This window comes from Streptomyces sp. NPDC085944 (assembly GCF_040686295.1).
In the GTDB taxonomy this organism is placed as follows: Bacteria; Actinomycetota; Actinomycetes; order Streptomycetales; family Streptomycetaceae; genus Streptomyces; species Streptomyces salinarius.
Genome location: NZ_JBFBJX010000027.1, coordinates 1 through 24,923 on the forward strand (window position 1 = coordinate 1; position 24,923 = coordinate 24,923).

11 protein-coding genes are annotated in these 24,923 nt (G+C 73.4%); 5 read left to right on the forward strand and 6 right to left on the reverse strand.

Annotation, left to right across the window (positions count from 1 at the left end; all coding sequences use genetic code 11):
• The first annotated feature begins 288 nt into the window (after nucleotides 1–288).
• The gene (locus AB0P07_RS33945; RefSeq protein ID WP_365557581.1) at nucleotides 289–1,491 is read left to right on the forward strand and encodes an IS110 family transposase; all 1,203 of its coding nucleotides are present in this window, start codon (nucleotides 289–291) and stop codon (nucleotides 1,489–1,491) included.
• A gap of 252 nt (nucleotides 1,492–1,743) precedes the next feature.
• On the opposite strand, the gene AB0P07_RS33950 is transcribed toward AB0P07_RS33945, so the two are convergent.
• The 5 genes from AB0P07_RS33950 to AB0P07_RS33970 form a co-directional block, all read right to left on the reverse strand.
• Complete coding sequence (locus tag AB0P07_RS33950; protein WP_365557583.1) at nucleotides 1,744–2,058, reverse strand: hypothetical protein; 315 nt, start codon at nucleotides 2,056–2,058, stop codon at nucleotides 1,744–1,746.
• Nucleotides 2,059–2,380: 322 nt separating this feature from the next.
• Nucleotides 2,381–9,109: a beta-ketoacyl synthase N-terminal-like domain-containing protein gene (locus AB0P07_RS33955; protein WP_365557586.1), complete on the reverse strand. Its 6,729-nt coding sequence runs from the start codon at nucleotides 9,107–9,109 to the stop codon at nucleotides 2,381–2,383.
• A gap of 46 nt (nucleotides 9,110–9,155) precedes the next feature.
• Complete coding sequence (locus AB0P07_RS33960) at nucleotides 9,156–15,365, reverse strand: SDR family oxidoreductase (protein ID WP_365557589.1); 6,210 nt, start codon at nucleotides 15,363–15,365, stop codon at nucleotides 9,156–9,158.
• Between the two features lie 53 nt (nucleotides 15,366–15,418).
• The gene (locus tag AB0P07_RS33965) at nucleotides 15,419–17,002 is read right to left on the reverse strand and encodes a PfaD family polyunsaturated fatty acid/polyketide biosynthesis protein (protein ID WP_365557592.1); all 1,584 of its coding nucleotides are present in this window, start codon (nucleotides 17,000–17,002) and stop codon (nucleotides 15,419–15,421) included.
• 67 nt (nucleotides 17,003–17,069) lie between these two features.
• Nucleotides 17,070–18,278, reverse strand: coding sequence for an SDR family oxidoreductase (locus AB0P07_RS33970; RefSeq protein ID WP_365557595.1), 1,209 nt, complete (start codon nucleotides 18,276–18,278; stop codon nucleotides 17,070–17,072).
• A gap of 782 nt (nucleotides 18,279–19,060) precedes the next feature.
• Here AB0P07_RS33970 and AB0P07_RS33975 point away from each other — a divergent pair.
• Nucleotides 19,061–20,404, forward strand: a complete 1,344-nt coding sequence (locus AB0P07_RS33975) for a hypothetical protein (RefSeq protein ID WP_365557695.1) — start codon at nucleotides 19,061–19,063, stop codon at nucleotides 20,402–20,404.
• 88 nt (nucleotides 20,405–20,492) lie between these two features.
• On the opposite strand, the gene AB0P07_RS33980 is transcribed toward AB0P07_RS33975, so the two are convergent.
• The gene (locus AB0P07_RS33980; protein ID WP_365557597.1) at nucleotides 20,493–21,854 is read right to left on the reverse strand and encodes an NAD(P)-binding domain-containing protein; all 1,362 of its coding nucleotides are present in this window, start codon (nucleotides 21,852–21,854) and stop codon (nucleotides 20,493–20,495) included.
• Nucleotides 21,855–22,114: 260 nt separating this feature from the next.
• Here AB0P07_RS33980 and AB0P07_RS33985 point away from each other — a divergent pair, with 260 nt between their 5' ends.
• The 3 genes from AB0P07_RS33985 to AB0P07_RS33995 all read left to right on the forward strand — a co-directional run bounded on the left by AB0P07_RS33985 (nucleotide 22,115) and on the right by AB0P07_RS33995 (nucleotide 24,305).
• Nucleotides 22,115–22,729, forward strand: a complete 615-nt coding sequence (locus tag AB0P07_RS33985) for an ABC transporter ATP-binding protein (RefSeq protein WP_365557600.1) — start codon at nucleotides 22,115–22,117, stop codon at nucleotides 22,727–22,729.
• On the forward strand, nucleotides 22,726–23,601 hold the full coding sequence (locus tag AB0P07_RS33990) for an ABC transporter permease (protein ID WP_365557602.1): 876 nt from the start codon (nucleotides 22,726–22,728) through the stop codon (nucleotides 23,599–23,601). Before AB0P07_RS33985 ends, AB0P07_RS33990 begins: the two co-directional genes overlap by 4 nt.
• A gap of 182 nt (nucleotides 23,602–23,783) precedes the next feature.
• Nucleotides 23,784–24,305, forward strand: coding sequence for a hypothetical protein (locus tag AB0P07_RS33995; protein ID WP_365557605.1), 522 nt, complete (start codon nucleotides 23,784–23,786; stop codon nucleotides 24,303–24,305).
• Nucleotides 24,306–24,923: the final 618 nt, after the last annotated feature.

The window sequence follows — 24,923 nt, forward strand, 5'->3', positions numbered from 1 at the left end:
CAGATCACCAACCGCGGACCGGCAGATTCCGCCCCGCCGCCACACCATCAGGCGACAGCAGACCCACTCAAAGACTCACGAACCGCCCACTAAGAATGCTGGTGGTCCGGGAGGACTGGGTGTGGCTGATAGTGACCTGCCATTAGTGGCTCGGAGTGAGTGGCCGCCCGGTCCTCCGGGACGCTCCGGCTGCTGATTGAGAACTGCGGTCATCGCTGGTTAGGGGCTTGGCGGCGGAGTGTTCCCGGACCTTAAGGGTGCTGGAGCCTGAGGAACGGAGCGACGACGGTGACGGAACGTCACGAGCAGGTCTGGGTCGGCATCGACGCCGGCAAGGCCCATCACTGGGCGGTCGGAGTCAACGCCAGCGGAGAGAAGGTGCTTTCGAGGAAGGTCGTCAACGGTGAGGACGACATCCTGGCCCTGGTCGTGGCGGCGTGCGAGATGGCCGACGAGGTGCGGTGGGCGGTGGACATCTGCGGCCGGGCCTCAACACTGCTGCTTGCGCTGTTGATTGCCCATGGCCAGAGTGTGGTGTATGTGCCCGGCCGCACGGTCAATCGAATGTCCGGGGCCTACCGCGGCGAGGGGAAGACCGACGCGAAGGACGCCCTGGTCATCGCCGACACCGCGCGTATGCGCCAGGACTTCACACCCCTGAGCCTCCCGGACGAGACCGTGGCCAATCTCCAGCTGCTCACCGGCCACCGAGCCGACCTGATCGCCGACCGGGTACGGCTGATCAACCGCCTGCGCGATGCCCTGGTGGGCATCTGCCCTGCTCTGGAGCGGGCCTTCGACTACTCAGCAGCCAAGGGACCGGTCGTCCTGCTGACCGAGTACCAGACCCCGGACGCCCTGCGACGGACCGGCGCCAAGCAGCTCGCGGACCGGCTGTCACGGCGCGCGGTCCGCAGTGCAGCCGAGATCGCCACCCGCGCGGTCGAGGCAGCCCAGTCCCAGGTGACTGCTCTGCCGGGTGAAAAGCGAGCCGCCAAACTCGTGTGCGACCTCGCTCACCAGCTCCTCGCGCTCGACGAGTGGATCAAAGACACCGACCGGGAGATCCGCGAGTCCTTCCACCTCGACGAGCGCGCCGAAATCATCGAATCCCTGCCAGGCATGGGCCCCATCCTCGGGGCAGAGTTCCTCGCCATCGTCGGAGACCTGTCCAGCTACGCAGACGCCGGCCGCCTGGCCGCACATGCCGGACTGGCCCCGGTGTCGCGCGACTCCGGCCGCCGGACCGGTAACCACCACCGGCCCAAGCGCTACCACCGCCGCCTGCGACACGTCTTCTACATGGCTGCTCAAACCGCCATGATGCGCCCGGGACCCTCCCGGGATTACTACCTCAAGAAACGCGCCGAGGGACTGATCCACGTCCAGGCACTGCTCGCCCTTGCACGCCGCCGAGTCGACGTTTTATGGGCCATGCTCCGTGACAAGAGGCCCTTCACCTCCGCCCCACCGGCCCCCCAATCGGCTTGACACCATCATTGAGACTCACTCGACCAGAGCGTGCGGAAGGGCGAGTACGACAGGATGGCGGAGCAACAAGGCACCTACGTTGACAAGTCGAGACTCCGATCGCCTCCCTCACCGGCGCGGGTGCCTCATGCCTTGCGCCTCCACCGCTGTCACCCCATCAGTGGCCACGCTGAAGCAGTTCACTGAGCGGGGCTGCCGTTGAATTCCCGCACTCCGGTTCGGTTCCCTCTCCGGCGTCTGACGTGGGGGTATCTACCTGGAAGGCGGCAGCGGTGGCGGGGCTGAAGGAGGCGGGGGCGGGGGCGGATCCGACGCCGGTAGGACGGAGCCGCCCGCGTGTAGGCGTGCGATGGTCAACTCGGCCCGGCGGCGCGCGGGCGGCGAGTCGTCGCGTTCGTAGAGATAGCGGATACGGGCGCGGCCGATGATCTCGATGGACAGCAGCCGGTAGCCAAACGCGTGAGCGATCTGTCCGATATTGCGCTGAAAGACATTCTCCAGGCGGCCGAGCAGCAGCTCGACCCGGCCCCGGCCGTCGAAGCGCGCGACGACCTCCTCGTCCTTCACCAGCCCACGCCCCCGAAGAACCTCCAGCTCCGCACTGGTGTGCGGAGTGGACGAGGCTACCGGAACGCTGTCTGTAGAACGTGTCCGAACGGTCGCGGTGGCAGCCGCTCCGGGTGCTCGCCGAGCATGTACGCCACCACAAACCGGTCGGACCAGGTGGGAACCCGTACACCAGGCCCGGAACAACGAAACCGACCAGCTCGGGCAACGATTTCTCACTGGGTACCAGGCGACCTGCCCGGCGCGGGGCCGGCCCCGCGCCGGGCAGGCACGGCGGTCGCACGGTCCCGGCGGCCGGCCTCGGGATGGAGGACCGGGCAGATCACCGCACGGGCGGGGGGCCCGACACCACCCGCATCCCCAGCCCCCGTACCCGGTAGATGCACGTGTCGTCGCCCCACAGCGTCGCGTCCGCGACGGCAAAGGGCCCGCCTGCGTCCGTACCGGACTCCACGATGTCCATGTCCACCCGGATCAGCCGGTTGGCGGGGGTGATCTGGCCCCGGTACGTCCACACCGTCTCCCGGCCGGGCAGCACCGGATCGAATCGGGGGTGGACGATCCCGTCCGCCGCGCCGCCTTCGATCAGGTGGTACTGGAGCAGCTGGCACATGGCCTCGACCCCCAGGGAGCCGGGCTGCACCGGGTCCTGGAAGAAATGGGCCCGGAAGAACCAGGCGTCCGGGCGCACGTCCTTCTCCGACCGCAGTCGGCCGAACCCCGCGCTTCCGCCCTCCGGCCAGGAGCCCGTGACCCGGTCCAGCATCAGCAGCATGCGGCCCGGCAGGCGCGGCTCCCCGGCGCAGTAGCGGGCGGGCCGGGCGGTCAGGTCGACCACTCGGTCGCAGGGCTCGTCGAGACGGGCGCGCTCCTCGGCCGGGACCGGCAGCCCTTGCTGGTCGTCGAACGCCGACCGGGGGAAGTAGCCGAAGACCGTGGTGAGTTCGGCGAGTGGCGCGTCGTCGGCCGTGCACACCACCCGGAACGACTCGATGATCATGTCCCCGCTGCGCGAGACACGGGTCAGTTCGGCCCGGGTGCGGATCGTGCGAGTCCCGGCGGTGACCTCGCCGGTGACCGTCTTCACTCCGTCCAGATTGCGGAACAGCAGGTCCTGCTCGCTGGTCGTCGCGCTGCCGGCGTACGAGGCCAGCCACCCGCAGGGCTGCAGCGCGACCTCCATGAGGACCGCGAGCGGCATGCACCGGGAGGGGTTCTGCTCGAAGTACCACGCCCGTTCCGGTACGTCGTACTCGGCGACGACGACGCTGCCCTCCCGCATGCCGCCCTGGACGCCGTCCACCGAGACGATCCGGCTCATGAAGTGGTAGGGCGGCCCGGGGAGCCTGGCGACCCTGCGGGTGCCGTCGAAGGGCTCGTACATGGTGCCGAACGCCTCGCTGGGCCTGCCCCAGGCGCATGCCAGCAACGACGCGTAGTCGAAGCGGAACCCATCGGCCGCGACGGCCACCGCCTTCTCCTCCCGGTGCCCGGACAGTCCGCCGAGCCGTGGCGGCGGCACCGGCGCTCCGTCCTCCTGCACGGCGGGCGGCCCCGAGCCCCGCCACTGCGACAACGGCCAGTCGGGCACCAGCCGGAGTGCCATGCCGCGCCCCAGGAACGCCTTCCTGCCGTCCACCGACCCGAGGACATCGGCGTGCAGCGTCGGCACCGGCCCGGCCGAGACGCCCCGGACGAACACCTCGTAGACGATCCTCCGCGACTCCGGGGTCGCCTGGCCCCGGCACTTGGTCCGGGACGGCTGGGTGTCGACCGGTTCGAAACGCCAGCCGTCCCGGTCGACGGTGTGGCCCGAGGCCGTCAGATAGAAGGCCATGGCCTGGAGACCGCCCTGGAGCATCAGGGTGCCCGGCATGCAGGGGTCGTTCTTGAAGTGGCCGGTGAAGAACCAGTCGTCCGGGGACACCGCCGTCTCGGCGCGCAGATACCCCCGGCCCCACGGCCCGCCGACCGGGTCGAACACGGTGACCTCGTCCAGCAGGCGAAGCCGCTCCCCGTCGAGCAGGGGTGTCCGCACATGGGCTGCCGTCGCCTCCCAGCCCTGCCCGAAGCACTCCGCGGGCGATCCCAGCGCCAGGGCCCGCACCCGGTCCGTGCCGAAGCGGGTCCGCTCGCAGCGTACGGCCGGAGGGTCGAACGGAAGGTCGTCACCGGGAGCGTGCTCGGCCGGGTCCCAGCGCACCCCGCCACCGGCGGCCAGTTCTGCGGGGGTGAAGAACCCGGCTTGGCCCTCGCGGACGCTGAGCCGCACCTCACCGTCCACGTAGCAGTCGTAGTGGAAGAAGGCCAGCCGGACCCCGCCCGCCTCCGCGTGGCCGTCCACATGGATCTCGAAGCACAGGGTGTCGCCGGGGCGGGGCGGGCCGCCATGGAACGTCACCTCGCAGCCGAGCAGGCGGTAGGCGCGCTCGCCCCGGTTGAGCAGGTCCGCCCCCAGCCAGCTGAGCAGCAGCAGATCGGCCTGTCCCGCCTCGATCAGCACACCGGCCGGCATGCGTCCCGTCGCGTCCAGGTACCAGCTGTCGGTCAGGACGTCGGTCTCCGTCCAGATCCGCCCGTCCGTGCGGACCGGCCCCGGCAGGACGAGCGCCGCCGGCACTGCGTCGATGGCGGTGACCCGGTCGGCGAAGAGCATGGGTGGTCCGGGCATCCGGGTCTGCACCGCGTACCGGTCCTGCTCGGCGAAGCGCGGACCGAACAGCGTGGAGATCTCCCCGGAGGCGAGGTACTCCAACTGGGCCCGGTCGAACACCGGCTTCACCCCCGGGACAGGGACCGGAGCCGGAGCCGGAGCCGTGCCGGGGCGCGGGGCCGATACCGGGCCCGGCGGCCGCATGGGGGCGGGCGGGGCGCCCGGCAGTCGTACGGGGAGGGCGGCGGACGGCGGTACGGAGGCAGCGCCTGCCGGGGGCAGGGAAGTTGCCGCGCGTCCGGCGTCCGCCCTGCCGCCCGCCGTCAGCGCCGTAGCGGCGAGCGCGGACACGTGCAGGAACCGCCGGTGGGCCTCCGCGTGCGCGGCCATGATCTGCTCGTGCACCAGGGCGGCCCGCCGGCTCTGCCGGGCGATCGTGCCCGCGACCGCCGGCGACCCCAATGCCGGGGACGCCGGGTCGGACAGCCGGGCCACCGGCCCGACCTCGGCGGCGGATGCGACGGCAACCGGGGCACCGGGCCGTTCCGCGGGAGCGGGCCGCTCCGCCGGCACCGGCGCCAGCTCGGGGGCCCGGGGCAGAACGGTCACGGCGGGCTCCAGGAGCGGCAGGCAGGGCGTGGCGGGTACGGCAACGGTGACGGTGGGGCCGGGGGCTGGGAGGCCGGTGGCGGCCTCGGCGAGCCGGGCGGTCAACGCCTCGGCCCGCACCGGCACCCCGGCCACCACGAGTTCGCCGACGGCCAGGCACAGGTTCCGCAGTCCGGCGTCGTCCGGGGTGTCCAGTGCGACGGCCACGAACTCCCGGCCCTCGAGGACCCGTTTGATCCAGCCGGTGCACAGCTTCCGGGGCCCGTGCTCCACGAAGACGCGGACACCGTCCGCCCACGCCCGCTCGATCGTCGCCGCGAAGTCGATCGTGCCCAGTCCCTGAGCGGTGAGCGCTTCGGCGGCCCGCTCGGTCGTCGGACGGTACGCCCGACCGGTGGCCCCGCTGTAGAACCGGACCCCCGGCACCTCGACCGTGGGGCGGCGGTGGGCCTCCCGCCACACCTCGCGGACCTCCGCCAACTCCGGGGCGTGGGCGGCCATGTCGTAGTCCAGCTCGATCGCCCGGTCCACGCCCAGCCGGGTGACCACGGCCGCGCACGCCCGGGACTCGCCGCCGACGACGCAGACCCCCGGCGCGTTCACCGCCATCAGATGCACCGCCCGCTCCCCGGCGAGCTCCGCGCGGACGGCCTCCAGCGGCGCGGCGACCAGATAGCTCGACCAGCGGTCGCCGCCGATGCCGCGCTGCCGCCAGTAGCGCCGCACCGCCCGCAGCTCACCCGTGAGCTCCGTGGTGAACAGCCCGCTCTCCCGCGTCGCCTCGTACAGCCCCGAGGCGTCCGGCCACGCGCCCAGCGCGACCAGCGCCGTCGACTCGCCCGAGGAGTAGCCGATCGCGGCGTCCGGTCGCAGGCCCAGCACCTCACGGCTGAACACGGTGTGGAAGACCGCCAGTTCGGCGACGGACCAGATCTGGTCGAGTACGCCGGGCCCCCTCCCGGAGCGCAGCCGCGTCCCGATCGCCCGGTGCCCCGCCCGGACGCTCTCGCCCAGCGACGGACACGCCAGCGTCAGCGCGTGGCCCATCCCGGGGTACGCGGCCGAGCCGTTGGTGTACACGAAGGCGGTCTCGCCGCCGACCGGCGCGTCCCGGTACAGGACATCCGCCGGGCGGGCCCCGCCCTGAGCCAGCCAGCGACGGGCCGCTTCGCGGCGCTCCGCCCAGGCGGTGCCGCCGTCCGCCACGAGAGCCAGCCGGGCCGGGCCCGCCGAGGACTCGGTCCCCGCCTCCAGCGCGGCCAGCACCTGAGCGCGGTCCGCCCCGGAGAAGACGCGCAGGCGCGGGGCGGGCCCCGGCAGCCACGGCCGGGGGTCCCCGGCGCGCAGCCGGACGCTCATGGCCGGCCCCTCCGCCGGTACGGTGACGGCCCGCGCGGTGTGGGTGACGGCCGCCGTGTCGGCGGGCGCGTCGGGGCGGGGGACCGCGCGGTGCTGGAGCGAGAGTGCCGCGACGGCGACGGACACCAGCCCGGATGCCGCATGGGCGCGCCCGAAGGCGGACGCCGGATCGAATCCGGCGTCCGGGCCGTCGCCGATGACCATGTCGGGTTCGTCGCCGGCTTCCTCGTCCAGCACGGCGACGACGGTGTCCCCGTCCCGGCGGGCGGCGTCCAGCGGCTTGAGGACCAGGACGACCGCCGCGTCACCGGGCTCCACGCCGGGAGCGGACTCCCGCACGGCGGCCCGGTGGACTGCTTCGCAGGACAGGTCGGTGGCGCCGACGAGCGCGGCGTCGACCTCCCCCGACCGCAGGGCGCGGGCCGCGGCCGCCAGCGCCACCAGCCCGGACGCCTCCTCGGCGGACACCGTGAAACTCGGTCCCGCCAGGTCCAGTTGGGTGCTGATGCGGTTCGCCGCCAGGTTCGGCATGCTGCCCACCACCCCCTCCGCCGTCATGGGCGGGGTGAAGGCGTCCCGGGCGAGGTCCGCCGACGCCGCGGTGACGGGCACCCCCGATTCCTCCAGCCAGTGGGCAATTCGCCAGCGCGCGCCCGCCCGGGCCACCTCCGGATCCACGCCGGTACCGATGACCACCATGGTCCGCTCCCGGGGCAGGTTCACCGTTCGGGCGGCCTCCCGGGCGGCCTCCAGCACCAGGAGCTGATGGCGTACGGTCCGCTCCAGGGCCAGCGGGGGGAAGCACAGGCCCGTCAGCTGCACGGCGATCTCCGCGACCGGGCCGCGCCGTTCACCGCCCAGCACCGCCTGGCGGAGGTCCTCGACCGACGTTCCCTCCCCGACCCGCGCCCCGATGGCGACGATCGCCACGGGTGCCGCGCATGCCCCGGGCGTACGGTCGTCCGGCGCGCCGCTGTCGGCTGCCGCCGCCGGGGTGTCCGGCGCGTCGGGTCCCGGCACCGGGTCCTGCGGTGCCCGGTCCGCCGGTGCGGCCCGTCGCGCGGTGGGCCGCGGTCCGTACGCCGGCCGGGGCACGGAGGGCGGGGGAGCGTCGTCCGGGTCGTCGAGGAGCAGGTGGGCGTTGGTCCCGCCGAACCCGAACGCGCTGACCGCCGCCCTGCGGGGTCCCGCCCACCGCTCCGCCGTTTGCAGCACGCGCAACGGCGTGCCCGACAGGGCGTCCAGCGGCCGACGCGCGCCGAGCGTCGCCGGGCGCACCCCGGAGCGCAGCGCACCCAGCACCTTCAGCAGCCCCGCCACGCCCGCCGAGGCCAGCAGATGCCCGATGTTCGACTTCGCCGAACCGATCGGCACGTCGTCGGCGACCCCGAAGACCCGGGCCATGCCCCGTGCCTCCACCGCGTCGCCGACCTGGGTTCCCGTCGCATGGCACTCGACGAGCGACACCGACTCGGGAGCGACGCCCGCCGCCTCGTACGCCAGGCGCATCGCCCGCACCTGGCCCTCCTCGGACGGGCTGATCAGACCGGACCCCCGCCCGTCGTTGGACAGCCCCACCCCGCGGATCACGCCGAATACGGGAAGCCCCGCCGCGCGGGCGTCGGAGAGCCGCGTCAGGGCGACGAACCCGGCTCCCTCGCCGTGCACCAGCCCGTCGGCGTCCCGGTCGAAGGGGCGGCTGCGCCCCGTACGGCTCGTCGCGGACAGGCCGCAGAACCCCACGTGCAGGTAGAGAGGGTCGGGCCGGCTGACCGCACCGGCCACCATCAGGTCGGCCGTGCCGTCGTGCAGGCGGTCGCACGCCAGCTTGATCGCGTACAGCGAGGAGGCGCAGGCTGCGTCGAGGGACCACGCCCCGGCCCCGAGCCCGAGCGCTCGGGCCGCGAGCAGGGCCGGGAGGCCGGAGGAGAAGCGGTTGCGGGCATCGGGGCGGGGGTGGCGTCCACCCGCCAGCAGCGCTTCGCGGAGCTCCGGGCGCTGCGCCGACAGCCAGACGTGTTCGGCGAAGGCCGCCCCGGTGGGGGTGGGGTACGACAGGTTGCCCAGGATCAGCCCGCCGCGCCGCAGTGGTGTGGTGCGGCCCGCCTCGGTGAGCGCCTGCCGTACCCCGTAGAGCACCCAGTGGAAGAGCGGATCCAGCGTCGCGATCCGCTCCGGGGGGAGGAGGAAGCCTTCCGGGTCGAAGACGGATTCGAATCCCTCGACGTACCCCCCGATGTCGGTCCAGGTTCGGTCGAGATGGTCGTCCACCGTGCCCATGACCCGGTGACGCGGCAGCCGCCACCGGCCTTCCGGGGCCGCCGTCAGACTCGTACGCCCGGCGGCGACGTTCTCCCAGAACCCGTCCGGGTCCAGTGCGCCGGGCAGGACACAGCCCCGGCCGACGATGGCGATCGGTTCGAAACGCATGCGGGTCTCACTTCACGGCGGGTTCGGACAGGAAGGAAAGGCCCGGTCAGGAGGGGCGGCTGACGAGTTCGACGCCGGTCAGCTCCAGCAGGACGGACCCGCCGGGCCCGATCAGCGCGGCGTCGCAGCGTGCCCCGGTGTCGTGGGCCTTCCGTCCCCGCACCACACAGCGCACGGCGTCGTCCACCGGTCCCCGCCGGTACACCCTGCACTCCGCGACGGCCATCGGCAGGGTCGCCGCCCCGAGCACCTTCTCGCCCCAGAGCAGCGCGAGTTGGAGCGCGCCGTCCACGGCGGCCGGATCCACCGGACCGTGCCCGCCCGGCCAGCCCAGGGACCGCAGGCCCGCGACCGTTGCTTCCGCCCCGTGCTCCGACACACCGCGCACTTCGCGCAGGGCGTGGAACCGGGGGCCGTGGAAGAGGACGCCCCCGTGGTACGGCGCGGCCACGTCGAGCGGCTTCAGGTCCGCCGGAGTGTCCCAGGAGGACCCGTCGGGCGCACCGTCGCAGGTGTCCACGACGGCACGGAAATGCGCCGGACCCTCCTCGCCCCGCAGCTCTGCCTCCACCCCGGCCGGGGAGCCGGGCGCGCCCCGGCTGCCGAGCACGGTGAGCCGGTGGCCCACGCCTTCCAGCTCCGGCAGGTCGTACTTCCGGTACACCCGCAGATCACGCAGGACGAGCTGCCCCTCGGTCGGCAGCCAGGCCGCCGCGGCGCCCGCGAACCAGTTCAGGACCAGCGCCACGGGCAGCACCGGGACACCGGCGGGCGCGTGGTCGGCCAGCTGCGGCAGGGTGTCTGAGCTGACCAGCACCTGTGCACGCAACCGCTCGTCCGCGGCGGCCGGCCCGTCGCCCGCCGTCAGCACGACACGGGCCTCGCCTGCCGCACCGTCCAGTTCGGCGGTGCAGGCCGCGGCGCCCTGGGCCGGGGGGATGAGCGGCACCCCGGCCCGGCCGAAGTGCGCGGCCAGGGCCGGGGTGACCATGCCGCCCTGCCAGGGACCCCAGGCCACGCAGCGCACCAGGCAGTCGGGGCGGCGAGCCTGCTCGGCCGACGCGACCTGCTGGAGGACCTCATTGGCCATGGCGTAGTCGCTCTGGCCCGCGTTGCCGAACACGGCGGCCACCGAGGAGAACAGCAGAATCGTGTCCAGGGGATCGTCCGCCGTCGCCGTCAGCAGCGCCCGCAGGCCGTCCACCTTCGTGGCCATGACCAGCTCGGCCTGCTCGTCGGTCTTGTCCGCGATCCGCCTGTCGGCGAGCACGCCGGCCCCGTGCACGATGCCGGTCACCGGCCCCCACGTCGCGCGCACCTCGCGCAGCGCCGCGGTGAGGGCGTCGGCGTCCCGGACATCCACCCTGACGTACTGGGCCGGCGAACCGGCGGCCTCCAGTCCGGCCAGCGTCGCCCGTACTTCGCGCGCGGCGAGGATCCTCCGGGCCTCCTCCGTGATCCGGGCGGGCGAGGACCCCTCCGCATCGTCCCGGGCCCGCTCCGCGAGGAGTCGGGTGAGGGCCCGTTCGTCGGTGGCCGATGCCAGGCCGGCGGGCTCGGCGGCCGCCTCCGTCCTTCCGAGCAGGACGATCCGCGGCCGGTGGGTCCTGGCCAGGCCGAGCAGCGCGGCGGCGGTCACCCCGCGGGCACCGCCGGCGGCCACGATCACGGAGTTCTCGCCGATGCGCGGGGCGCCGCCGGGTGCGAGCGGCGCGGGCACCATCCGCAGCAGGGCGCGGGTGCCGTCCGCACGAAGGCCGACCTCCGCGTCGGCTCCGCCTTCGAGCAGTTCGCACACGATCGCGTCGGCTACCTCTTCGTCGTCCCGCCCGCCTTGCTCGCAGTCGAGGACCCTCACGTGGATGTCCGGCCACTCCTTCGCGGCGGTCCTCGCCAGTCCGGCCGTCCCGCCCAGCCACGCACGGCCGGGCGCGTGTCCGCCGAGCCCGAAGTCGCCGCCGGTGTCCTGGACGGTGACGAACAGGCCGCCGCCCCCGGCCGCCCGCGGTGCCAGCGCGCGCGCCGCGCGGAGCGCCGAGCGGTGGACCTCCCGGGCCTCGTCCGGTGTGCCGTGCGCGGACAGGCCGCCGATGTGGATGACGCCGCGCGCCCCTTCGGGTACCTCCGCCACAGCGGTGGCGTCCACACCGCGCTCCGCCAGCTTCCGGGCCACGAGGCCGACGACCGGGCACCCCGCCACGTCCTCGCCGCTCACCACGACCGGCCCGTCCAACAGCCCCGCCGTGGCCAGCCCGGACGCCGGGGACTCCACCATGCGCGGCACCAGCCGGGTCAAGGGCGTCCCCCCGTCCGCCGCCGCGGCATCGGCGGACCGCCCGGATCCGTCGCCCCGTGCGGTCGGGACATCGACGTTCGTGGAGAACGGGGCGGCCTCGCGATCCTTTGCCGGGGAGGGCTCCAACGCGTCCGCGCGGGGCGCGGGCACGCCAGGGACGTCCGGCTCCGGCGCGGGCCCGGCGGTCCGGGCGCCGGAGGCGAGTGCCGCGGTGATCTCGCGCAGGGTACGGAGCTTGCCGAGCAGTCCGGGGTCCCCGACCGCCACGTCGCCCACCCGGCGGCGCACGGCCGACAGAATCTCGACACGCTTGATGGAGTCGACGCCCAGGTCCGCCTCCAGATCCATGTCCACGTGCAGCATGGCGGTCGGATAGCCGGTGAGGTCGGCCACCACCGACAGGAGCAACTCCTCCAGCTCGGAGGAAGACAGCTCGGAGGAAGACAGCTCCGAGGGAGCAGGCTCCGACCCCGATTGGTCCGGCGCCGACGCGTCCCGTGCCGGTGCTTCGGCCGGTGGTGCCGGCTCCGGTACCGAGGGGCGCACCGCGTCGCGCGCCTGAGGGGCGCTCGCCTCCGGTACGGGATACGGCGTCGCGGCCCCGACGACCGTCGCGGGAGCCGGCGCCGCCACCGGGGGCGCCACGGCGGCCGGTACGTCGAGCGGGCCGGCGGAGCGGGGGAGCGGCAGCGGAGCGGGTGCTGTCATGTCCGGGACCGCGCCCGGGACCGGCGCACCGAGCAGCGCGGCCAGGGTCGTCTCGGTCATCCTCAGGAAGGCCATATGGCTGTCCGTCAGCAGCCGTTGACAGGCGAGGTGGGTCTCGGCGGTCTGCCGGTGGATGCTCTCGACGGCGAGCTGCCGCTCGTCGCCGATGACCGGGCGGGTGTCAGCCGGCGCCACCGCAGGGTGCGACGGCCCGGGCCCCTGCTGCGAGGACGCGGCAGCCGGCACGTATACCGGTGGCGGTGGCACGTCGCCGGGGGGCGGCGAGGGCAGAGTGACCGCCGGTGCGGGGGCGGCGACAGCCGGTACGGCGTCGGGACGCGGCCCGTGTTCCGGGGCGGGCGTCGGTTCGACGTGCGGGGTTCCGGAGGGCGGGAGCTGACCGTAGTTGGCTCCACTGATCTTCACGGTCATTCGGGGCTCGCGCTCCTTCGCTGGTGTTCCGGGTGATGCGTAGGGGGTCCAGAGGGGGACGAGGTCGAGGGGAACGCCCCGTACGGCGAGTTCACCGAGCGCGGCGTGGAAGGCGTCGGCGCCCGCCCCGGCAGGCCGGTCGAGGGGCACGGCAGCGTGCTCACGGTCGCCGAGGATCTGCCCGACCAGGCCCGTGAGCGTGGCGCCCGCGCCGACCTCCACGAAGGTTCGCACCCCCGCCGCGTACATCGCCTCGATCTGGTCCTGGAAGAGGACTGGCGAGGCGAGATGACCGGCGACCCGGCGGCGCACCGCGTCCGGGCTGGAGGGGTAGGGCGCCGCGTCCGTGTTGCCGTAGACCTCGATGCGGGGTTCCGAGACCGTCACCGTCCGCAGGTGGGCGGCGAGCGGCTCGACGGCCGGGGCGACCAGCGGGCTGTGGAAGGCGGTCGGCGCGGACAGTCCGCGGGAGGCGATCCCCGCGGCCGAGAAGGCACTCCGCGCCCTTTCGACCGCCGCCGCCGAACCTGAGAGCACCGTCTGACGGGGCGAGTTGTGGTTGGCCGGCCAGATGTCTTCGAAGCCACCGCCGGCCAGTACCTCCGCCACGCGTACGCGGTCCGCCGCCACCGCCAGCATCGCGCCCGGGGTGGCCGCCGCCTCCCGCATCAGCTCGCCGCGGCGACGCGCCAGCCCGACCAGCGACTCCGCGTCCAGGGCGCCCGCGCAGTGCAGTGCCACCAGTTCGCCGAAACTGTGGCCGGCCACGCAGTCCGGCCGCAGCCCCAGTTCCCGCACCACCGCCAGCAGCGCGAGCGCGTGCACCGCCAGCGCCGGCTGAGCCCACTCGGTGGTGTTCAGCAGGGCCGCTCGGGCGGCGCGCTCCTCCTCGGTGAAGGCGGGCGGCGGGAACACGGCCCGGTGCAGCGGCCTTCCGTCGAAGCGGGTGGAGCCCAGCCTGTCCCACACGGCCTGTGCGGCCGGGGCCAGCATCGCGAGCTCGGCCCCCATCCCGACGTACTGGGAGCCCTGCCCGGGGAACAGGAAGCCGATGCGGCCGTGCGCGGGCTCTCCGTACGCGTACCGGATTCCGGAAGGGGCCGAGAACGACGCCTCGGGGCGCCGCCGGATGTGCGCGAGCGCCTGCGCGAACTTCCTCCGCAGGTCATCGGTGTCGGTGGCGACGACGGCCAGCCGCACCCGGGCGGTGGGCGAGAACGCGGCGTGGCTCTCCCTCGCCAGCGCGGTCAGGGGCCGTCCGTCCTCGGATAGTTGTTCCTCCAGGGCGGACGGTGAGGCGGCGGCGAACAGGACCAGCTCGCTCGACGCCGTGCGGTGGCGCAGAGCAGGGCGGCCCGTGTTCTTCGGCGCGGGGCGCGCAGTGGTGTCTGCGTGCGTGCCCGACGAGGGGGTGGGCACGGTCGACGGCGTGTATTCCTCCAGTGTGACGTGGAAGTTGCTGCCGCCGAAGCCGAAACTCGACACCGCCGCCCGGCGCGGATGACCTGCCGGCCGCACCCACGGCCGGGCCTGAGTGTTCACGTAGAAGGGGCCATGAGGGGCGGCGGCCGCCGGGTTCGGCCGTTCGACCTTGGCTGTGGGCGGGAGCACCTTGTGGTGGAGGGCCATCACTGCCTTGAGCAGCCCCGCCGCACCCGCCGCGCACTTGGTGTGCCCGATCTGCGACTTCACCGAGCCGATCGCGCACCACTGGCCGTCAGGACGTCCCGGGGCGCCGAACACCGCGTTGAGCGCGGCCAGTTCCGCGGTGTCCCCGGCCTTCGTGCCGGTGCCGTGCGCCTCGACCAGCTCCACGGTCTCCGGCGGGTAGCCGGCCTCCTCGTACGCGCGTCGCAGGGCCCGTTCCTGGCCCTCGGGCAGCGGGGCGTAGACCGCTGTGCTCCGGCCGTCCGACGAGGTGCCGATTCCCCTGATCACGGCGTAGACCCGGTCGCCGTCGCGCTCTGCGTCGGACAAACGCTTCAGGGCGTACATCACGACCGCCTCACCGAGCATCGTGCCGTCCGCCGCCTCCGAGAACGGGCGGCAGTCGCCGCTGGGCGAGAGGGCGGGCGTCTTGGAGAAGCACAGGAACATGCCGATGTCGTTCCCGGTGTCCACGCCGCCGCTGACGACCAGGTCCGCCCGGCGCAGGGACAGTTCCGCGACCGCCGTCGACAGGGCGGCCAGCGAGCTGGCACAGGCGGCGTCGGTGGTGTGGTTGACGCCGTGCAGATCGAACCGGTTGGCGATCCGTCCCGCGACGACGTTGCCCAGCAGTCCCGGGAAGGTCGACTCGCGCCACGGCTCGAAGCGGGCGGCGATGCGGTCGCACACAGCCTGTGCCTCGGCCTCGTCGAGCCCGCTCTCCCGCAGCCCCGCCAGCCACGCGGGGCGCTGGGAGCGCCCGTACATGTGCGGCAGCAGTTCGAGGGCGGCCGCCCCGAGGACGACGCCGGTCCGGTCCCGGTCGATCCCGGACGTCCCGCCGGCGTCCCTCAGCACCTGGTCGGCGACCATGAGGGCGAGCAGCTGGGAGGTGTCCGTGGCCGGCAGATTGGCGGGCGGCACCCCGTAGGCCATCGGGTCGAAGTCCACCTCGGGAAGGAAGGCGCCGCGGCGGGCGTACGTCTTGTCGGGGGCGGCCGGGTCCGGATCGTAGTGGTCCTCCACCCGCCAGCGGGAGGCGGGGACCTCGGTGATCAGGTCGTGGCCGCCGGTCACGACCCGCCAGTAGCCGGCCGCGTCCGTGGCGCCCGGAACCAGAGCCCCGACGCCGACCACGGCGATGGGGACCTGGCGGGGGGTGGAGCCGGACATGGTCTCTCCTCGGAGTCGGGCGGCGGCGGACGATGCTGCGGCGGCGCGGCCTGTCATGCCAGCTCGCGCGGCGTGTAGGTGAACGCCTCGGAGGTCAACGGAACGCCGTACGTGCGCAGTTGATGGGCGCGGGTGAGTGTCGCGGCCCCTTCCAGCAGGTTGAGGGCGATCTGCGTCACGGACCGGTGGGGCGGTTTTGCCAGGAAGCTGCCGGCCGCCCACCGGTTGAACGCGCCCATCGCCGGTCCGCACCAGATCTGGTAGTCGGCCCGCCGCGCGCTCTCCCCGGTGATCGCCCACCGGCTGGAACTGCCCAGGTACCAGCGGAACACCAGGGCCATGCGGTGCCGGGGGTCGGCCTCCGCACGGATGGTTTGCGCCGGATCGCGCTCCTCCCAGAAGGCACGCGTGCGCTGCCAGACCTCTTCGAACGGGGCGCCCAGCACGTCGCGTTCGATGGCGGTACGCAGCGCGGGCGGGATCTCCTCCAGCGAGCCGTGGTCACGGTAGGCCGTGTACAGGCGGCCGGCCCGCCGGGCGAACATCGTGCCCCGCGACAGCACTTGCAGCTTCACGCCCAGCTCGAACATGTCGGCCGACGGCGCCATGGCGACATCGGCGACGTCCGCGTCACAGAGCATCGCCTTGGCCTCGTCGGACAGACCGGCCTCGACCGCCGTCTGGTTCACCGAACCGGTGACGACGTAGGACGCGCCGAGAGCGAAGGCGGCGGCCACCGCGTCCGGGGTGCCGAGGCCCCCGGCCGCACCGAGGCGGACCGGCCGCCGGTACCCGAACCGCCGGCAGACCGTGTCGCGCAGGGCGGCGATCCGCGGCAGCAGGACCGACAACGGCCGGTTGTCGGTGTGCCCGCCGCTGTCCGCCTCGACGGTGATGTCCTCGGCCACCGGCACCAGGGCCGCCAGAGCCGCCTCCTCGCGGGTCAGGCTGCCCCGCGCGACAAGAAGGTCCAGCAGAGCGGTCGGGGCGGGGGAGAGGAACCTCTCGGCCACCTCCGGACGGGAGAGCTTCGCGAGCAGCCGCGTACGCCGGACGACGTCGCCGTCCGGTCCCCGGCGCAGGCCCTGCGCCGAGCACAGGACGACCGCAGGGGTCAGCTCCATGAACGCCGACACCGAGATCCGGGAGACACCGCAGCGCACCAGGAGCTCCGCGACCCGCCACTCCAGCTCCGGTTCGGCCGGTGAGTGGATGAGATTGACTCCCCAGTTCGTGCGGGACCCCAGCTCCTGCGCCAGGGAGTGCACAGCCCGCTCGACCTCCGGGAGGGGCAGGCCGCCCGCACCGAAGAAGCCGATCATCTCCGCCCGCGCCATCGCCGCGACCATGCCGGTGGTCGCGATGCCGTTCGCCATCTCCCCCGCCACATAGGGAAAGCGGACGCCGTGCGCCTCGCAGAAGGTTCGGCCGCCGAGCCACTCGGGGTACAGCGGCGGCAGCGTGCCGAGCACCGGACCGGCGGGCGGTGCCCCGGTCGCAAGGCCCAGCTCCCGGCCGTCCGGCCCGCTGACGACGTGCACCGGTTCCCGGATCAGCCGGACACGGTCGGCGATCCCCCCGGGGGAGAAGACCGGCGGACGCACGGCAGGGGCGCGGGGAGCGGCGAGAACGGACACGGAGGCTCCAACGGGACGGGACGGTTGTTGCTGGTCGGGCGTACGCCGTCTGCGACGTACGGGAAACTCAGGCGCACGGTGTGGGCGCAGGGGCGGGTGGGGTGTCCGGGGGCCGGGGGAGCGCCGCGCTCCTCGGGGCCAGTCCGGACCACAGCCGATCGAGACCGACCGGAGCGCAGACCGCCGCCGGACCGAGCAGGGTCCTCACCCGGGTGTCGTCGAACCGCCGCCGGTGGGTGAGGTAGGCCGTGATGCCCGGGTAGAAGTCGATCATGGTCTCCAGCGCCGAAGGGTCCTCCGGCTTGGCGTCGACCAGGTCGATCGAGAGGGGGACGAGCCGTTCCAGCAGGGCGACGACGGTGGGCACGGGTACGTCGCGGTCGTGGACGACGTGGTACGTGTCGACCCTGTGTGAGGACGGCAGTTCGGACAGGCGGACCATGACGTCGGCCGCGTGCTCCACCGGCAGCAGGTTCAGCCGCCCGTGCGGGTGCCCCACCGTCCGTACCCGGGGCCGGGCCCCGGTGCCCGGCGGCCCGGGAGCGCCGCGGGAAGGACCGTCCGGAGCCCCGGTGGGAGGGCTCGTGGCGGTCGGTGGTGCGGCGAAGGCGGCCCGTCGCGCGTCGCGCAGGATGCGCTCGACGACCTGCAGGGGGTGCGAAGGCAGCTCCGGGTGCGGTGGCACGTCCGTGACGAGGATGCTCGGCCGCAGCACCAAGACCGGTCGCCCGTGCTCGCGGGACCAGGCGTGAACCAGCAGCTCCGCCTCGTACTTGGACTGTTCGTAGGCGTTCTCGAAACCGGCGCCGTCGTCCAGTTCGTCCTCGTACGCCACCCCGGTGCGCCGCGCGCCGGCCACGAACGCGGTGCTCACATGGCGCACAACCGGTTCCGCGCGCCCGGCGGCCGCCAACTCCAGGACGTGGCGGGTGCCCTCGACATTGGTCCGTCGCAGCTCGGAAAGGTCCCCTTCCAGATGGATGCTTCCCGCGCTGTGCCAGATCGCGCCGAGGCTGTCGGCCAGCTCTCGGAACGCCCGTGCGGACAGGCCCAGCCGGGGCAGCGCCAGATCGGTCTCCACCACCCTCAGCCGCTTTGGCAGTCGGGCGAGGAACGCGCTCGGCGCACCCGTCAGTTCGAGGGAACGGGTGATGCGGTGCAGCGCGTCGCCCGAACCGGCGTGGGCCAGGACCGTCACCCACGCGTGCGTGTCGAGCAGACGACGTAGCAGGCGCAGTCCGAGGAATCCGGTGGCGCCGGTGAGTGCGACGTGCACGAGCGTGGCTCCCAGAGCGGTGAGAAGGGCGGTCCCCCGCCGTGCGGGGCCTGCGGAGGCGGAGCACCGGCGGTGCGGCGGACCGGAAGCGGATACGAGCGGCACGGCGTCGACCGTCCCGCTGCGCGGGACGTCGTCGGCGGTCGCGCCGCGCACGGTCCGGATCGTCCCGCCGATCCGTGCTGCCGGCGCCCCCGGCTCTCCCGACGCCCGTCCCGGACGGGGCTCGCCAGGCCTTCGAACCCCGGTGATCTCCGGCGCCTTGCACACAATGGCAGACGGCGGGCGGAACACACCCATTGATCCGCCCTGGCCACCCGAACGGAGGATGTTGCTCGACCACGGGTGGCGCCGGCGCACGCCGCTCGGTCCGGTCCCTCTTTCGAGGGAACTCGTCGCGGTACCCCAGGATGACACCCTCGCGGGCCGCGCCCCGGGACACGGCCGCGCTCGCCGGGCATCGGGGCCCCGCCGCGGCACGGGAAAACGAGGGCGCGAGGCGCGGAGAGCGGGTGGGCGGCGACCGTCGCGGAACCGTCGGGTACCCGCCCGCGGAGCCGGGACGGGCCGCCGCAGCCGGCCGACGCTGTCCCGGTCGCGGGTCATCCTGGTGAGCCGCCGGTCCCGGCAGCGCGACCGGCTCGTATGGATGGGGCGCCCGGCCGCCGGAGTCCCCGCACTTCGCGCGCTGCCGTACCGCTGTCCCACCACCGGTGGTCGTCGCGACCGCCTCGGCCCGAACGGGAGCCCGCACCCGCATGCCCGATTCCGAGCAGTCCACCGTGTCCGCCCCGCCCACCGCGTCCGCGGACCCCTCTACGGGGTCCGGCCGGTCGAAGCGTTCCGTCCCCCCGCCCCGTCATCCCACCCACGCGGTCGACCGCGCGTTCCTCGACCTGGAGCGCCGCCGCCCCGAGGTCCGCTGGGACGCGGGCGGCGTCGCGTATCTCAGCGGCCCGCCCCCGAGCCTGGCCGATCTCCGTGCGTACGTGGCGTTCCGGCTCGGTGAACTGCCGCTGCTCACCAGCCGGGTGACGGGGGGCAGGCGGCCCGGGTGGCAGCCGTCCGAGGACTTCCCCGTCGACCGGCATGTGCACGAGGTGGTGGCCGACGGGCCCGCCGACTGGGACGCCGCCCTGCACAGCGCCCTCAACGCCCCGTTCGCGCCCGGCGCCTACTGGGGGGTCTGGCTGATCCACGGCCACGAACCCGACGCCTACGCCCTCTGCTACCGCTTCCTCCACGCCTGCCAGGACGGCTCGGCCGCCGCCACGACGTTCCGCGCGATGCTGGGCGACGGGGAGCCATCAGCGCGTCCACTGCCGGGCGGGAGCGGCGTGGTCGGCGTGCCCCGGCGGTTCGGCGCGGCCGCCGCGCTGGCCACGAGGTTCCTGGCGCGCACCTTCGCCGTGCGCGGTCACCGACCGGACCCGGCCTTCGCCCCTACCGGTGAGCGGCGGCTGTGGCGGGGGCGCGTCCCCGTGGACACCCTGCGGCAGATCGGCGCCGGACGCGGTGGCTCGGCCCACGACGTGCATCTCGCCGCGCTGGCCGGGGCGTTGTCGGTGTGGGCGGCCCGCTCCGGCGTGCCACTGCCCCGGGTGACGGCCGTGCTGCCCGTCGACGCGCGGCGGGCCGAGGAGGAGCAGGCCTGGGGCAACCGCTGCTTCGCCCTTCCGGTCGACCTGCCGGTTGGCCCCACCCCGGGCCGCCCGGACGGCTCTCCGGACGAGGAGGCGCCGCTGCGACGGCTCGACCAGATCATGGCAGTGACCCGGAAGCTGAGGGGCGACACCTGGCGACAGGCCGTTCAGGACCTGGTCCGCTACATGCCGGACCGTCCCACCGCGTGGTACCTGCGCAGGATGCTGTCCCCTCGTGTCACCAACGTCATGGCCACGTCCATGCCGCTCGCCGAAAAAGGGGGCCTGGGGAAGACCCGGGTGACGGGGACGGCGCTGCTGCCGCTCCTCGTGCCGGGACACCTCTGCGGAGTGGGGCTGTCGTTCTTCGGCGACTGGGCGGAGGTCTCCTTCGTCGCGGACCGCGCCCTGCCGCTGGGCGAGCTGCTGCCGGAGCTGTGGGAACAGGCCGTGCGAGAGCTGGAGGAGAGCGTGCGGCGATGATGAGCGGGTGTGCGGGCGCGGGCACGGGCCTGCTGCCCCGTGCCCGCACGTGGCCGGCCCCGCCCCCGTACTGCCATGGGAGGGCTGGTCACACTGCGTCGGAGACCGGAGCGGGAGAAGGCGCGTCGGGGCGGCGAGCGGCAGCCCGGAGCGCTCGGCGCCTGCCCGCCCGGAGCTCCCGTCGAAGGGCGCGACGGTAGGCGCGGATGTCGATCTCGATCCCGTGCCGGTAGGTCGGCGCGTAGACCTTGTCGTGCCGTTCCCGCGCACGGGCGATCGACCGGATCATCTCCGCGGGCGTGGGCAGAAGGACCTCCCCTTCGATCAGGTCGGCGATCCATTCGGCCTGCGGTTCGAGCAACGGGAACGCCGCTCCCGCCGGTTGTGCCAGCCCCATGAAGAAGAGCCCGGGAAGCCGGGGCGGCACCGTGCGCAGATACAGCTCGGTGCGGCCGTCCGGTGCGGCGAAGACGGCGGGGTCCAGGAAGGGGAAGGACAGCGAGTACCCGGTGGCGTACACCACGGCGTCCACGGTCTCGCGGCTGCCGTCCGTGAAAGACGCCGAGTCCCTGCCGAAGGAGCGGATGCCGGGCTTCGCGGTGACCGCGCCCCGGGCCAGCTGGACGAGGAGTTCGTCCGACGTGGAGGGGTGGGCGGCGAGAGGCCGCCGCACCGGTTCGGGGAGCCCGTACAGCGCGGGGGCCCCACGGGCCAGCCGCAGCAGGAGTGCCATCGCCGGGTTTTTGAGGAAGCGGGGCAGAGCGGCCGCCCTGCTCACCGCCCAGTGGTCCGCGGGCCGCCCGAGCAGCATCTTCGGGAACACGTGCGCCACGGTGCGGGCGGAGAGGAACGTCCGCGCCGCCGAACGGGAGATCTCCGCCGCGATCTCGCACCCGGAGTTGCCCATCCCGACGACGAGCACCCGCTGCCCGGCGTACGGCTCGGGGGAGCGGTAGGCGTGCGCGTGGACGGCGGAGCCCTCGAACAGCCCGGCCCCGGGCACAGCGGGGTCCGGAAGACGCGGGTCCCAATGGTGCCCGTTGGCCACCAGCACCTCGGTGTACCGATCGGTCACCGCCTCCGCAGCTCCTCGGCTCCGGCGGGCGACTTCCCAGCCGCCGCCCTCCGCAGGACGTACGGAAGTGACCTCCGTACGCAGCCCGATGTGACCGTGCAGTCCGAAGATCTCCGCGTAGCTCTCCAGGTAGGCGAGGACCTGGGTGTGGTGCGGGAAGACCGGGTAGTGCTCCGGCATCGGCAGTGAGGAAAAGGACATGCTCTCCTTGGAGATGTTCGCGTGCAGCGACGCGTACACCCCCGACATGCCGTTGTCGTTGCCGTAGCGCCAGAGCCCGCCGATGCCCGAGCCGGCCTCCAAGCAGTCGAACGGGATGCCGCGCGAGGCGAGGACTCTGCTCGCGGCCAGGCCGGACGGGCCGGCTCCGATCACGCACGTTCTCCGCATGGCTGACCGGCCTTTCACATCAGATGGGTACGACCCTCCGGGAGCCCGGTCACGGTAACCGCCGCCACTGCGACCGAGGCGGTTTCGGCCAGGCTTCCCGCCGCACGCGTGACGTGCGGGCGTCAGGTTGACACCGGTAGGGGGGCCGCCGCTCTCCCGGTTGCCGTTTCCCCCGCCCGGCCGACTCGTTGGGCACGCGCGGACCGGTTTCGCGGTCCGCGGGGCAGGTACGACGGAGGGAAGCGATGGACGTCCACGATGTGCACCACTCCTACCGGCAGCACGCCGTCCTGCGTGGGGTCGGCCTCCGGTTGAAGCCCGGCACCCTGGCCGGGATCGTCGGCGAGAACGGTGCGGGCAAGACGACCCTGCTGAAGATCCTTTCCGGTGAACTCCGTCCGGACCGGGGGGCCGTGCACCACAGCGGCAGGTTCGGCTACTGTCCGCAGACCGTGGTGCTGGACGACTCCTTCACCGTCCGCCAGCATCTCGACTTCTTCCGGAGCGCGTTCGGGCTCACCGGGCTCGAACGGGCCGAGGAAGTGATGGAGACACTGGCCTTCACCGAGTACCTCGACCAGCGCGCGGGCCGGCTCAGCGGCGGCTCGCGGCAGAAGCTCAACCTGACCCTGGCGCTCATGCACGACCCGGACGTACTCCTCCTGGACGAGCCCTACCAGGGCTTCGACTGGGAGACCTACCTGCGCTTTTGGGAACTGGCGACCAGGCTGCGCGACGCCGGGCGTTCGGTGCTGGTCGTCTCGCACCTCGCGTACGACATCGACCGGCTGGACCTGCTCTGGCGCCTGGAGGGCGGGCGCCTGCACGTTCAGGACCGGCCTGCGGAGGCCGCGGCGTGAGGCGGCACCTGTCCCTGTTCGTCACGGCGTCGCGGTACGCGCTGATCGGACACGCCCGCAACCGGTTCGCGATGCTGCTGGTGGTCGTGTACATCCCGGTGTGGATCGCCCTCGCCTATGTGACCATTCCCGATCGGCCCGCCCCCTTCCGGCTCCGGGCGACCGGCGAGGTGCTCTCCCCGCCCGGCAACCACCTCACTCAGATCACCGGCGCGCTGAACGCGGTCACCCTCATCGCGGGGTTCATGATGTTCGCGGCCACGTTCACCGGGGGAGCCTTCGACCGCCGGCTGGCGATGGCGGGCTACCCCCGGTACCACCTCGTCCTCGCCAAACTGTCCGCGCTCACGCTGGTCTGCGTCGCGATCTCCGTGTACGCCACCGCCGTGGCCGGGTTCGCCTGGACGCCGCGACAGCCCCTGCTGCTCACCGCCGCGCTGTTCGGCGCCGCCCTCACCTACGGCGCGCTCGGCGTGGTCTTCGGGTCGGTACTCCGGCGCGAGGTCGAAGGGATGTTCGCCATCCTGATGATCAGCGTCCTCGACGTCGCCCTGCAGAACCCCCTCTCCAGCTCCGGCTCCGACAGTGCCGTCGTGCGCTTCCTGCCGACGTACGGGGCGGTCCAGGCCAGCATGTCCGCCGCCTTCTCCGACGCGTCGGGCGGCCGGGCGCTCCTGACCCAGTGCCTCTGGCTCACCGGCGCGTCGGCGGCGGGATTCCTGGTCTTCCGCCGACGTACCCGAAACGCGCTCGTGCGGCACAGGAAGCCATCGCTTCCGGCGAACCGCGGCGCTGGAGCGACCGAGGGCCCCGGCACTCACCGGCCCCCGGCGGAGTCCGGCCCGACGCCGGAAAGGGTGGGACCCGCCTGACCGCCCGGCTGTCCCGGGGCCGCTCGGGGGACTCCGTCCGTCGCACGACGGCCGTCGACTCCGTGGGCGCCCTGTCCCGCCGATACGCCCGTGACCTCGGCAGGCGGTGATCGTTCTGTAGCCGTCGGGCGCTGGACCGGTGCCCGGAACGACCCGTTCACCAGTGCAAGGAGCACCGCCCCATGTCTGTCTCGCGTACCGCCCGCCGCGCCGTCCTCACCGCGGCGCTGGTCTGCGTCTCCACGCCGGCCGTCCCCGCCACCGCACAGGCCGCTCCGCTGCCGCCCGCGTGTCAGGAAGCGCTGCTCGAAACACTCGACAAGTTCCCCGTCGTGGACTTCACGGTCCCGGACAAGGTCAAGAAAGCCATGACCGCCCAGGTGTTGGGGCTGAGCGAGGCCGACCAGGCAGTGTTCACCGAGGTGGCGTGCGCGGCCTGGAACAGCTGGGCCACCCGGAATGGCCAGGCGGTCGCGACCGACCTGGACAGCCGCTACCGGAACGCCGCCGGACCCGTGTGCAACAAGTTCGCCAGGTCCGCACTGTCGACGATCAAGAAGTACGCCCCCAATGTCCCGGCCGAGACCGGGGAGATGGAGAGGGTGGCCAAGACGGTCTGGCGCGACTCCATGGAGAAGCTGGCCGCGGATGCCACCAACGCCGACTGTCGTACGGCCTACAACGCGGTGAAGGCCGGCTGGTAGCTGGGCGGCGCCTCTCATCCGGCTCGGTGCAGGCCCAAGGTCCGCAGCAGCGGCACTCGGTGCTGGAACGCGGGCCTTGGGCGCAAGCGACCTGGACCGGCGCCCGAGTGATCGCCCTCGACTTCTATGGCGTCGTCGCCACCTTCCGGAGCGATGGCGACGACCGCGGTCCGACCAGGCACGACTGGGGGGGGGGCGAGAATACGCGCCATCACGGAGCTGCAGCCGGACATCGCCCACTGGTTCGACCTCGACGTGTGTACCTGCGCCCGAAACCGGCCTGACCCCGGACACATCGCTCACGTCGGAAGATCCGAGAAACAGCGCCTGGGTGACATGCGTCCTCTGAACAGGCGCGGAGTGCCGCGCATGCCCCGTGCGTACGTCGTCGTGCCACGTTCGGGGTACCGGCGACCCGGTCCGGGTGGCCCGACGGAGCAACCCGGCCGGTTCTTGCAACGTCTCTTCCGGCTAGATTGCTGCGGCACACATAGGAAGAGGCGCCGCAAAGGGCCCCGGCTGTCGCAACCGGAAGCCGGTTACCGTTCCGTGGTGCCGGGCCCCGCCCGGAGCGGGCGTTCTCGCCGGTGAGACGGCGGGGGAGCATCAGTCGGCCGC

Coding starts and splice junctions, on each gene's coding strand:
- AB0P07_RS33955 (WP_365557586.1), bottom strand. CDS start 9,109: ATGCGTTTCGAACCGATCGCCATCGTCGGCCGGGGCTGTGTCCTGCCC.
- AB0P07_RS33960 (WP_365557589.1), bottom strand. CDS start 15,365: ATGTCCGGCTCCACCCCCCGCCAGGTCCCCATCGCCGTGGTCGGCGTC.
- AB0P07_RS33985 (WP_365557600.1), top strand. CDS start 22,115: ATGGACGTCCACGATGTGCACCACTCCTACCGGCAGCACGCCGTCCTG.
- AB0P07_RS33995 (WP_365557605.1), top strand. CDS start 23,784: ATGTCTGTCTCGCGTACCGCCCGCCGCGCCGTCCTCACCGCGGCGCTG.